The organism is Novosphingobium sp. B-7 (genome assembly GCF_000410615.1).
Classification (GTDB): Bacteria; Pseudomonadota; Alphaproteobacteria; order Sphingomonadales; family Sphingomonadaceae; genus Novosphingobium; species Novosphingobium capsulatum.
This window is the reverse complement of the sequence record NZ_KE148371.1, coordinates 1,764-12,308: the sequence shown is the minus strand read 5'-3', so window position 1 is coordinate 12,308 and position 10,545 is coordinate 1,764. Positions and strand designations below refer to the sequence as shown.

Sequence of the window (10,545 nt, the reverse complement as noted above, 5' to 3'; positions counted from 1 at the left end):
CCCGCGGGCCCCCGCCGATGAACACCGGCCGCACGAAGTGATCGGCCACGAAGATCACCACGCCGCCAAAGACCAGCACGATCACCGCCGCCGCCGCCTTGCCGGCCGCGGCGAGCAGGGCAGCGGCGAGGACCACCGCCGCCACCGCGCCGAGCGGAATGGCCGACAGCAGCGCGGTGAGCAGGCCGAGTAGCGCGGCATGGTCCACTCCGGCAAAGCCATAGGCCAGGCCCATCAACACGCCTTCGCCAAAGCCGATGATGATCAGGCCATTGACCGTGCCGCGCACCGCCAGCACCGCCTGATCGGCCACGCGCAGGCCCAGTTCGCCAAAGGCGCGGCGCGTGCCGATGCGCAAGGCATGGGCCACACGCGCGCCATCGCGCATCAGGAAGAACAGCGTCAGCAGCATGAAGCTGACCAGCAGCACGCGATGCGCGACCAGGCCCAGGATCTTTTCGCCCGACGTAAAATGCAGCTTGTGTGCCTGCATCGACAGGCGATCGATCGCCTCGGGCGTGGCCAGGGTCTGCTGCCACCAGGCGACCAGGTGATCGCCATAGGGCAGGTGCGCCACGAAATCGGGCACCGGCACGCCCTGGGCATGGGCCTGCGCCAGCCACTGCGTCACGGCCATGCTGTCGTGCGCCACGGCGGCGGCGACCATGACCAGCGGGATGACAAACACCAGCAGCACCAGCAGGGTGAACACCGCAGGCAAGACCAGCTTCTGCCCGCGTGGCCAGCGCTGCGCCGCTGTAACGTGGAGCGGCCAAAGCGAGACCGCCAGGATGACGCCCCAGCCCAGCGCGGGCAGGAACATCCGCAAGGTCCACAGGCCAGCCAGCGCCAGCAGCACGATGGCAACGACACCGGTTATCCGTTGCGCCCGCGTGGCGTGGTTGGCCCCTTGCGCGGTCCAGGTTCCGGGCGCGTCGTCATCATGGCTTGCTTGCATCAGGCCTGCCTAGCGCAGCACACCGAGCGAAACCAGATGGCAGCGGGCGGTCTTTTTCAGCCGCCCTTGGCCATGGCCGCGGCCATTTCCACGCGGGTGGGGTTGCGCCGCAAGGTAAGGCCGCCGTTTACCTGGAGGTTTTCCCCGGTCATGAAGCATTCGTCGCTGGCCAGGAACACGGCGGCGGCGGCGATATCGTCGCTCGTGCCGATGCGGCCCAGCGGATAGCCCGCCAGGAAGCTGTCGAACAGGCCGGGCACGGCCTTGGCCTGCGCGGTCATCGGCGTTTCGGTGAGGCCCGGCGAGATCGAATTGGCGCGGATGCCTTCCTCACCAAATTCGTGCGCGACGCAGCGCACCACGTGGTCGGTGCCGGCCTTGGTGCCCATGTAGGCGGCGTGATCGTTGAGCATGATCGTGGCCGTGGCGCTGCTGATCTGGATCAGGCTGCCGCCGCGGCCGCCCATGCTGCGCGCCATCTTGCGGATCATCGCCTGGTAGAACTGGAACGGGCCGATGTATTGCAGCGCGGTGATGGTATCGAGTTCGTCGCGCGTGGTATCGAGGAACGGCTTGAGCAGGCCCCAGCCCGTGGCGTTGACGGCAATATCCACCCCGCCCATCGCGCCAACCGCCGCATCGGCCATCGCGGCAAGGCTTTCCGGGCTGGTGATGTCGCACGCCGCCCAGTGGCACGCATGGGCACTGGCAAAATCGGCGAGCACGCTTTCCTTGCGCCCGGCGACCAGAACCTGTGCGCCTTCGTCCAGAAAACGGCGCGCGATGTGCTGGCCCATGTTGCCTTCGCTGCTCGCGCCCAGAACCACGGCGCGCTTGCCGTCCAACCTGCCCATCGCTCTCTCCCGCATGACGTTTGCCCGCTTGCTAACACAGGCACGCGCAGGCCATTCCTCTCCAAAAGGGCAGTGGAGCGCGGCCGGGGCGATGCGCCAGTTTGATCCTGCTATCATGGCGCGGCGTGCGCGTCCGAAAGGAACGAGAACATGGATCTGGGACTCAAGGGGAAAAAGGTAATCCTCACCGGCGGCAGCCGGGGCATCGGCCGCGCCACGGTAGAGCTGTTCGCCGCAGAAGGCGCCGATGTCGCGTTCTGTTCGCGCAATGCCGAACAGGTGGCCGAAACCGCCGCCGCGCTGGCCGCGCATGGCGGCAAGGTATTTGGCAGCGCATTCGACATGGAAAGCGGCCACGATGCCTATCGCGCGTGGCTGACGCAGGCGCGCGACGCGCTGGGCGGATGCGATATCTTCGTGCCGATGATCTCCACCAGCGGCGCGGGCGCGACGGGCGATTGGCAAAAGAGCCTGGATTACGACATCATGGGCCTGGTCATCGGGGTGGAGGTGCTGGAAGAGGCGCTCGCCGCCTCGGGTGAGGGCAGCATCGTGGTCACGGCCAGCACGGCCGGCGTGGAAACCTTCATCGTGCCGCAAGGCTACAACGCGCTTAAGGGCGCGCTGCTGGTGCATGCCGGACAGCTGAGCCAGGCGCTGGGCGCCAAGGGCATTCGCGTCAACAGTGTATCACCGGGCCCGATCCGCTTTCCCGGCGGCAACTGGGAAGCGATCGAGGGCGTCATGCCCGAACTCTATGCCGCCACGCAGGCGCAGTTCGTGCTGGGCCGCTGGGGCGGGCCGGAAGAAGTGGCGCGCACCGTGGTGTTCCTGGCCAGCCCGGCATCGTCTTTCACCACGGGAACCAATGTGGTGATTGATGGCGGCTATACCAAGCGTGTGCAGTTCTGAGGTTTTGGGGATTGTGCGTTTGGGGGGTGAAGCGATTTCTCCCCTCCTCTTCAGAGGAGGGGGTCGGGTGGTGGTGGAAAGGTAGTGCAAGGCTTCGCACCATCCCCGACCCCTCCTCTGAAGAGGAGGGGGAGAGAGTTTACGCCCATCACTCCACCGCCAGCACCAGCTTGCCGGTGTTGGCGCCAGTGAACAGGCGCATGAATGCGTCATAGGCGTTTTCCAGGCCATGCTGGATATCCTCGTCCACGCGCAGGCGCCCTTCGCCGATCCATTGCGCCACGGCCGCGCCGCCTTCGGCAAAGCGGGGGACATAGCCGGCGATCAGGAAACCCTTGATCGTCGCCTGTTTCACGATCACCTGCCACAGGTTGCGAATGCCGATCTTTTCCGGGGCGTTGTATTCGCTGATCAACCCGCACAGCACCACGCGGGCATGCAGCGCCAGGTTCATCAGCACCGCATCCATCACATCGCCGCCGACGTTCTCAAACAGGATATCCACCCCCTGCGGCGCGGCAGCGGCAATTTCGGCCGAGAGGGCGTCGACCGGCTTGGCCCCGTGCGCGTCCTTGTAGTCGATTGCCATGTCAAAGCTGTAGTCCTGCACCAGGCGGCGGCACTTTTCCGCGCCGCCGGCAATGCCGATGACCCTAAGGCCCAGGATCTTGCCGATCTGACCCACCATCGATCCCACTGCCCCGGCTGCACCTGTAACCAGAAGGGTTTCTCCAGCGCGCGGTGCCGCTGCATCGGTAAGCCCGAAATAGGCCGTCAGGCCCACCGCGCCCACGGCCGAGAGATAGCGCGAGGGGCTATCGACGATCGACACGTCGATCTTGCTGGTGAAGCCGCCGGGGGTGACCACCGAATAATCCTCGATCGCGTTAAGGCCCAGCACCCAGTCGCCCACCGCGAAATCGGGATTGCGCGACTCGTGCACCCGACCCACCGTGGTGGCGCGCACGGCATCGCCCAGCGCGATCGGCGGCATATAGCTGGGCGCATCGTCCATCCATCCGCGCTGCGCCGGATCGAGCGAGATGAAATGGTTGCGCACTACCATGCCGCCTTGCGGGGCAGCTGGCACGGCGCCGGTTTCCAGGTGGAAGTCATCGCGCTGTGGTGTGCCGTGTGGGCGCCGTTGCAACAGGAAACGGCGATTTTCCAGGGGGTTCATCATTGCTCTCCCAATCCGGCGGGGCTGCCTTGGCCAGCCCCGATCATGTGCTTGCAGCTTGGCCCAAACCCCGGGGCAAGCACCTATGATTTGTTGCAGTAGGTGTGCGTGCCCTCCCCGGCATAGGTTCCCATCATCAAGGGGCAAGAACCCTGCGGGATAAAGATACTGGGGGAGTGAGAGGATGAAAGGCTGCTTTGCCAATCGTGCTGCGTGCGTGCTTCTGGCCGGGGTCAGCGTGCCGCTGTTCCCCGGGCTGGCCCTGGCCGAAGGGGCGCCTGCGCCGCAAGCGCCGGCGGCCGATGCTGCCCCGCAGGCCGATAGCGCCGTCTCGCAAGACACCAACGCCATCATCGTGACCGCCCGCCGCCGCGCGGAATCGCTGCAGACCACGCCGGTGGCGATCACCGCGGTCAATGCCGCGATGCTGGAAAACAAGGCCGCGGTGAACATCGGCGATCTGCAGGGCGCGGCGCCCGGCCTGCTGATCACCCAGCAGAATTCCGGTGCCCAGGCGGCCAACCTGTCTATCCGCGGGTTGACCTATGCCGACATCGAAAAGAGCCAGACGCCGACGGTCGGCGTGGTCGTCGATGGCGTGACCATCGGCACCAACACCGGCCAGTTGCAGGACGCGTTCGATATTGCCCAGATCGAAGTGCTGCGCGGGCCGCAGGGCACGCTGTTTGGCGCCAATACCATCGGCGGCGTGGTCAATATCACGCGCAGCAAGCCGACCATGACCGCGGGCATGAAGGCCGAGTTCACCTATGGTCGCTGGAATACCTGGTCGGGCAAGGCGATCGGCAATTTCGGCAATGGCGAAACCCTGGGCCTCAAGCTGTGGTACTTCCACAACCAGAGCGATGGTTTCTATCACAATGCCACCTACAACCGTTCTGACGGCGCGTCCAAGGGTGACAGCTTTGGCGGCACGATCCTGTTCAAGCCGGCCGATTCCGATTTTACCGCGCAGTTCACTATCGAGAACGTGATCCAGTCGTTCGTGCCGGTGGTGAGCAACCTGGCCAAGACCGGCGAAGTGTTCTGCGCGTTCGAGCCGGCGCAAGAATGCAACCGCAACACCACCACCGATCTCTATACCACGTTCGGCCAGCCGGCGCTCAGCACCTATCACGCCCCCGATGCCACGCTGGAAATGAACTATAACCTGGGCAGCGTTAAGTTGACCTCGATCACTGGCTGGCGCCACAGTGCCGAGCGGCAGACCCAGGATTTCGACGGTTCGTCCACCGATCTCTATTACGTCGATCGCATCCAGAACTACACGCAGTGGAGCCAGGAACTGCGCGCCGCCGGCAACCTGATCCAGGGTTTGGACTATGTGATCGGCGGGTTCTATTTCAACAGCAAGTATGATTTCAAGCAGTGCTCGCGCGTGTTCGGCTTTTCGCCCAACACCCCGCCGTGCACGTTTGACCCGGCGCCGCAGATCGAAAACGCCAAGTCGGAAAGCTATGCCGCCTTTGCCGATTTCAACTGGGCGATCATCGACAAGGTACGCCTCTCGTTCGGCGGGCGCTGGTCGCACGATTACAAGTACCTGGCCAATGGCTTCCTCGGGGCGCCATTCCCGCCCGGTTCGGCCAACTTCTCCAAGTTCACGCCCAAGGTGGGCATCGACTATCGCCCCAATTCCGATGCGATGTTCTATGCCAGCTGGTCGCGCGGGTATCGTTCCGGCGGGTTCAGCCCGCGCGCGGGCGACGCGAACTATGCCACCCGGCCGTTCCAGCCCGAAACGCTCGATTCCTATGAAGTGGGTGCCAAGCTTGATCTGTTCGATCACCGCCTGAACATCAACCTGGCCGGCTATATCTCTGATTACAAGAACATGCAGCAGAACACGACGATCCCGTGCGCCTGCTCCACCGGCAACCAGACGATCACCAGCAACGTGCCGGGCGGCGCGCTGATCAAGGGGATCGAGTTCGACGGCTCGCTGCGCGTCAGCTCCAACTTCAAGATCACGGCCTCGGCCGCGCTGATGCAGTCGCACTTCCGCCGCTTCGTGGTGGGCGGCCTGGTCGGTACCACGATCACGCCGTTCGATTACACCGCCAACCGCCTGATCTATGCGCCCACGTTCTCGGGCTCGATCAGCGGCGACTATACCGTCCCCACCGATTTCGGCAGCGTGGTCAGCTCGCTGTCGTGGCGGCACATCAGCCCCTATGACGAGCAGATCTCGATCGCATCGAGCGCGGCGGGCACCACGGCGCTCGGCACGCCCGGCCAGATCGTGAGCGGCAACGATGCGCGCGTGCGTACGGTGACCCAGGATCTGGTCGATGCCAGCCTGACGCTCAATTTCAAGATCAACAAGACTGATGCCTATCTGCGCGTGTTCGGGCGCAACCTTGCCGATATCCGCACCACCACCCATGCCTTTACCGTGGCGGGGCTGTGGTCATTCGGCATGGCGCTCGAACCGCGCACCTATGGCGGCACGATCGGTTTCAAGTTCTGATGGCCGGTCGGGATCGGGCCGCGCCTGGTCCCGGCCCCTGCCAAGGTCGCACAAGAAAGGAAACAGCATGAAGCGCTTGGAAGGCAAGATCGCCCTCGTTACCGGCGGGGCATCGGTGCCCGGGCTGGGCAGTGCCACGGCCATCCGCTTTGCCCAGGAAGGCGCGCGGGTCTATGTCACCGATCGCGATCTGGCCGGCGCGGAACAGGTGGCGCAATCGATCCGCGATGCCGGCGGGGTGGCCACGGCGCTGGCGCATGACGTGACCTCGGAAGCCGATTGGGACCGGGTGATCGCCGCGATCGATGCCGCCGATGGGGCGCTCGACATTATCGTCAACAATGCCGGTATCGCCGTGCTGGGCGAGTTTGACAAGGTGACCACGGCCGATTGGCTGCGGCAGAACGACGTGAACCTCAACAGCGTGTTCCAGGGCACGCAGCGCGCGTTCGTGATGATGCGCCGCCCGGGCGCCGATGGCCGCGCGCGCGGCGGGTCGATCATCAATATCTCCTCGGTCGCCGGCCTGATCGGCGTGCCAGGCTGCGCCGCCTATGCCGCCAGCAAGGGCGGGGTGCGGCTGTTTTCCAAGGTTGTCGCACTGGAAGGGGCCACCGACGGCATCCGCTGCAACACGGTGCATCCGGGCATGATCGCCACCAATATCCAGGGCGTGGCGCTGGAAGACAATGCCGCCAACTATGACGCGGTGATGGGCCTGGTGCCGATGGGCTATATGGGCGCGCCCGAAGATATCGCTAACATGAACCTGTTCCTCGCGTCGGACGAGGCACGCTATATCACCGGCGCAGAGTTCGTGGTGGACGGCGGGATGACCGCGCGCTGAGGTCCTTTTCACCACTGTTACCCCGGGCTTGACCCGGGGTGACGCTTGTTTTTCAAGGCGTTGTGCCAGTGACTAAGAAGCGGACCCCGGATCAAGTCCGGGGTGACGTAGTATATATTGGCTCAACGCAGGTCCTGGTGCGCCACCCAGCGCATCGCGTTTTCCAGCAGGGTGCGATAGGGCGCGCTGTTCCATGCGCCGGGGCCATCGCCGGGCTGGAGATAGACCAGCCGGCTGGCCAGCGCTTGCTTGGCCCAGCCGATCAGCGGTGGGGCGGGCGGATGGTCCCAGCCGTGGTTGGCAAACATCGTGCCGCGCACGGCAAGGTCTGCCGACCAGAAGTGATCGCGCGTGAACGGCGCATCGCAGGTGAGCAGCGGCACCACCTCATCGGCAAAGACCTGCGCCAGATAAAGCTCGTCCACCACAGGAAATTCCGTGGGGATTCCGTGGGTAACGGGATGGGCATGGGTCTGGGCAGTATAGGCTACATCGTGGCGATAGCCGCTGTCGGGCGCAAGTTGGCCGCGCACCATGGCCGGCCGGTACAGGAACTGGCCGCCCAGCCATTCATGATAGTCGGCCCAGGTGGGCCAGGCCGCCAGCGCATGGTGCAGCGCCACCACGCCCTTGCCCTGTTCCAGCAGCGCGCGAAAGCCGGCCTGCAACTGCGGCGAGGGCGCCAGCATGGCGGGCGGCTCGGCTGCTTCGAAATCGAGGCCGGGCATGTCGTAGAGCACCAGCACGTCGAATTCGGCCATGCCATCGGGGTTCATCAGCAGGGCGGCGGCGGGCTGGTCCACCATCGTCGCGCTGACGCCGTCCATCGCCTGGAACATGGCATCAAAGCCGGTGCGATCAAACGGATGGCCACGCACCGCCACCAGCGCGCGCAGCCCGGCGTGATGGCGAATGATAGGCATTACAAACCCTTCGGCGCGATCTGCCGGTGGATGTTGCGGAACGTGCGCGCCTTGAAATACCAGCGGCCATCGATGCGGAGGCATTCATCGTCATACTGCCCACGATCGCGGTGCACGCCATCGGGCCAGTCATAGACCTCAGCAGTGTAGGACCGCAGCGTGGCGCGATCGCCATCGACCACGATGCTGCCGGGCCAGGCTTCGAACATGATGCCGGGATAATGCTTCATCGCTTCCACCCACATCGCCACGATCGCGGCGCGGCCACAGGTGGTGCCAATTTCGGGATAATCGGGCAGCGACCATTGCGCATCCTCGGCCCAGGTTTCCCCCCAGGCCTGGGCATCGCAGCGCGTGACCGCATCGGCATAGGTTTCGAGCAGTTCGCGCAAGGCCAGGCGATCTTCGGCGGGGCCGGCAAAGGGCATGGGGGTCTCTCCCGTTATGGCTTTGGCGCCGACCATAGCCGGGGGGCAGGGCCACGGCGCCTAGCCGATTGCACAGGCGGCGCACGGCCGGCGAGCGCGCAGCAATCGATTTTGTCAAACACAGGCATTGTCAGCAGGGGCAATGATAGCGTAACCATTGCCGAGAATACGGGGGTTCGAGCCCGATTGGCAGCAGCCCTGGCATTGGCCCTGGCGGCCTGATCTGGTGCAGTGATCCGCACACTTTCGCGCCAGAACACAACCAAGCCAGAACACTATCAAGGAAGAGGACAGCATGAGCAGAATCAGTCGTCGCGATCTGGGCCGTGGGTTGGGCGTGGCCGCCCTGGGCGCATCGATCGGCGGGACGCACCCCGTGCTGGCACAAACCGCAACTGCGGCCGGCACCGCGACGGGCGCGGGCGATGACCTGGCATTCCCGGCCGATTTTGCCTGGGGCTGCGCCACCGCAGCCTATCAGATCGAAGGCGCGGTGAAGGAAGACGGGCGAGGGCCCACCAACTGGGATATCTTTTCCCACACCCCCGGCAAGGTTGCCCACGGCGATACCGGCGATGTGGCGTGCGACAGCTATCACCGCTATCCCGAGGATATTGCCCTGATGAAGGCACTGGGCGTCAAGGCCTATCGCTTTTCGGTGGCTTGGTCGCGCATCTTCCCGGAAGGGAAGGGCAAGCCCAATGCCAAGGGGTTGGATTACTACAACCGCCTGGTCGATGGCCTGCTGGCCGCCGGCATCACCCCGCATGTCACGCTGTTCCACTGGGACCTGCCCGCCGCGCTGCCCGGCGGCTGGCAGAACCGTGACACCGCGCTGGCCTTTGCCGACTATGCCGGGTTCATGGCCGGCAAGCTGACCGACCGCGTCAAGCATGTCATGACGGTCAACGAGCTGCGCTGCTTTACCGACCTGAGCTATATGACCGGGGGCAAGGCGCCCGGCCTCAAGCTGCCGATGGGCGAAGTTAACCAGGTGCGCCACCATGGCGTGCTGGCCCATGGCCTGGGCGTGCAGGCGATCCGCGCCCATGCCCGCCCCGGCACGCAGGTGGGCCTGGCGGACAACGCGACGATCTTTGTGCCTGCGCTGGAAACGCCCGAGCATATCGACGCGGTCAAGCGCGCGGTGCGCGAGGAAAACGCCATGTTCCTCACCGCCATCATGGAAGGCCGCTACATCGACAGCTACCTGGCCGCGCAGGGCAAGGACGCGCCCAAAGTGCAGGCCGGCGACATGGCCGCGATCGGCAGCCCGCTCGATTTCGTTTCGGTCAATATCTACACCGGCAACACCGTGCGCGCCGATGCCAGCAAGCCCGGCGGCTATGAGATCCTGCCGCACCTGCCGCAGTCGCCGCGCATGGCCTCGCCCTGGCTCTATGTCACGCCCGAGGTGATGTATTGGGGGCTGCGCACCATCAACGACCTGTGGAAGCCCAAGGCGCTGTACATTTCCGAAAACGGCTGTTCTGCCGATGATGCCGTGGCCGCCGATGGCAAGGTCTATGACGCCGATCGCGTGATGTACCTGCGCAACTACCTCACCCACCTGCAGCGCGCCACGCGCGAGGGGCTGCCGGTGAAGGGCTATTTCCTGTGGAGCCTGATGGACAATTTCGAATGGGAAGATGGCTATACCAAGCTGTTTGGCATCCACCACGTCGATTTCGCCACGCAGAAGCGCGCCCCCAAGATGAGCGCGGACTGGTATCGCGAAGTCATCCGCACCAATCGCCTGGTCTGAGCGAAAGGACCGACCGATGACCACCACGATCGCGCCCTCGCGCCGCGCCTTGCTTGGCGGCCTCGCCACGCTGGGCGCGCTTGCCGCCGCCAGCCCCAAGGCGAGCGCCGGCCCCACGGCGATCCACTATGGCGGCCCCTCAATTCCGCTGTGGCCCGGTGCCGCGCCGGGCGCTCCGGCCATCTTG

At 65.0% G+C, this 10,545-nt stretch carries 9 protein-coding genes; 4 read left to right on the top strand and 5 right to left on the bottom strand.

The genetic code is table 11. From position 1 onward, the window contains the following. On the bottom strand, nt 1-958 hold a 958-nt coding region (locus H926_RS27890; RefSeq protein WP_237741063.1), incomplete at its 3' end, for an AI-2E family transporter. A gap of 56 nt (nt 959-1,014) precedes the next feature. Further along, nucleotides 1,015-1,812 carry an SDR family NAD(P)-dependent oxidoreductase gene (locus H926_RS0115065; protein ID WP_022677052.1) on the bottom strand — a complete coding sequence of 266 codons (798 nt, stop codon included), beginning with the start codon at nt 1,810-1,812 and terminating at the stop codon, nt 1,015-1,017. Between the two features lie 150 nt (nt 1,813-1,962). Here H926_RS0115065 and H926_RS0115060 point away from each other — a divergent pair, with 150 nt between their 5' ends. Further along, the gene (locus tag H926_RS0115060; protein ID WP_022677051.1) at nt 1,963-2,724 is read left to right on the top strand and encodes an SDR family NAD(P)-dependent oxidoreductase; all 762 of its coding nucleotides are present in this window, start codon (nt 1,963-1,965) and stop codon (nt 2,722-2,724) included. 148 nt (nt 2,725-2,872) lie between these two features. On the opposite strand, the gene H926_RS0115055 is transcribed toward H926_RS0115060, so the two are convergent. Next, nucleotides 2,873-3,904: an NADP-dependent oxidoreductase gene (locus H926_RS0115055; RefSeq protein WP_028658060.1), complete on the bottom strand. Its 1,032-nt coding sequence runs from the start codon at nt 3,902-3,904 to the stop codon at nt 2,873-2,875. Between the two features lie 184 nt (nt 3,905-4,088). Here H926_RS0115055 and H926_RS0115050 point away from each other — a divergent pair, with 184 nt between their 5' ends. Together H926_RS0115050 and H926_RS0115045 are read left to right on the top strand one after the other, a co-directional pair. Next, nucleotides 4,089-6,395, top strand: coding sequence for a TonB-dependent receptor (locus H926_RS0115050; protein WP_022677049.1), 2,307 nt, complete (start codon nt 4,089-4,091; stop codon nt 6,393-6,395). A 67-nt stretch (nt 6,396-6,462) separates the two neighbouring features. Then, nucleotides 6,463-7,242: an SDR family NAD(P)-dependent oxidoreductase gene (locus H926_RS0115045; RefSeq protein WP_022677048.1), complete on the top strand. Its 780-nt coding sequence runs from the start codon at nt 6,463-6,465 to the stop codon at nt 7,240-7,242. 122 nt (nt 7,243-7,364) lie between these two features. Here the strand turns inward: H926_RS0115045 and H926_RS0115040 are convergent, their stop codons facing one another. Continuing rightward, the gene (locus H926_RS0115040) at nt 7,365-8,165 is read right to left on the bottom strand and encodes a ThuA domain-containing protein (RefSeq protein WP_022677047.1); all 801 of its coding nucleotides are present in this window, start codon (nt 8,163-8,165) and stop codon (nt 7,365-7,367) included. Further along, the gene (locus H926_RS0115035) at nt 8,165-8,593 is read right to left on the bottom strand and encodes a nuclear transport factor 2 family protein (protein ID WP_022677046.1); all 429 of its coding nucleotides are present in this window, start codon (nt 8,591-8,593) and stop codon (nt 8,165-8,167) included. The genes H926_RS0115040 and H926_RS0115035 overlap by 1 nt, the downstream gene beginning before the upstream one ends. A 295-nt stretch (nt 8,594-8,888) precedes the next feature. On the opposite strand from H926_RS0115035, the gene H926_RS0115030 reads away from it, so the two are divergent. Continuing rightward, nucleotides 8,889-10,358 (top strand): GH1 family beta-glucosidase, encoded by a 1,470-nt coding sequence (locus H926_RS0115030; RefSeq protein ID WP_028658059.1) that lies wholly within the window; start codon nt 8,889-8,891, stop codon nt 10,356-10,358. Nucleotides 10,359-10,545 lie beyond the last annotated feature (187 nt).

Coding starts and splice junctions, on each gene's coding strand:
- H926_RS0115065 (WP_022677052.1), bottom strand. CDS start 1,812: ATGGGCAGGTTGGACGGCAAGCGCGCCGTGGTTCTGGGCGCGAGCAGC.
- H926_RS0115030 (WP_028658059.1), top strand. CDS start 8,889: ATGAGCAGAATCAGTCGTCGCGATCTGGGCCGTGGGTTGGGCGTGGCC.
- H926_RS0115035 (WP_022677046.1), bottom strand. CDS start 8,593: ATGCCCTTTGCCGGCCCCGCCGAAGATCGCCTGGCCTTGCGCGAACTG.
- H926_RS0115045 (WP_022677048.1), top strand. CDS start 6,463: ATGAAGCGCTTGGAAGGCAAGATCGCCCTCGTTACCGGCGGGGCATCG.
- H926_RS0115060 (WP_022677051.1), top strand. CDS start 1,963: ATGGATCTGGGACTCAAGGGGAAAAAGGTAATCCTCACCGGCGGCAGC.
- H926_RS0115040 (WP_022677047.1), bottom strand. CDS start 8,165: ATGCCTATCATTCGCCATCACGCCGGGCTGCGCGCGCTGGTGGCGGTG.
- H926_RS0115050 (WP_022677049.1), top strand. CDS start 4,089: ATGAAAGGCTGCTTTGCCAATCGTGCTGCGTGCGTGCTTCTGGCCGGG.
- H926_RS0115055 (WP_028658060.1), bottom strand. CDS start 3,904: ATGAACCCCCTGGAAAATCGCCGTTTCCTGTTGCAACGGCGCCCACAC.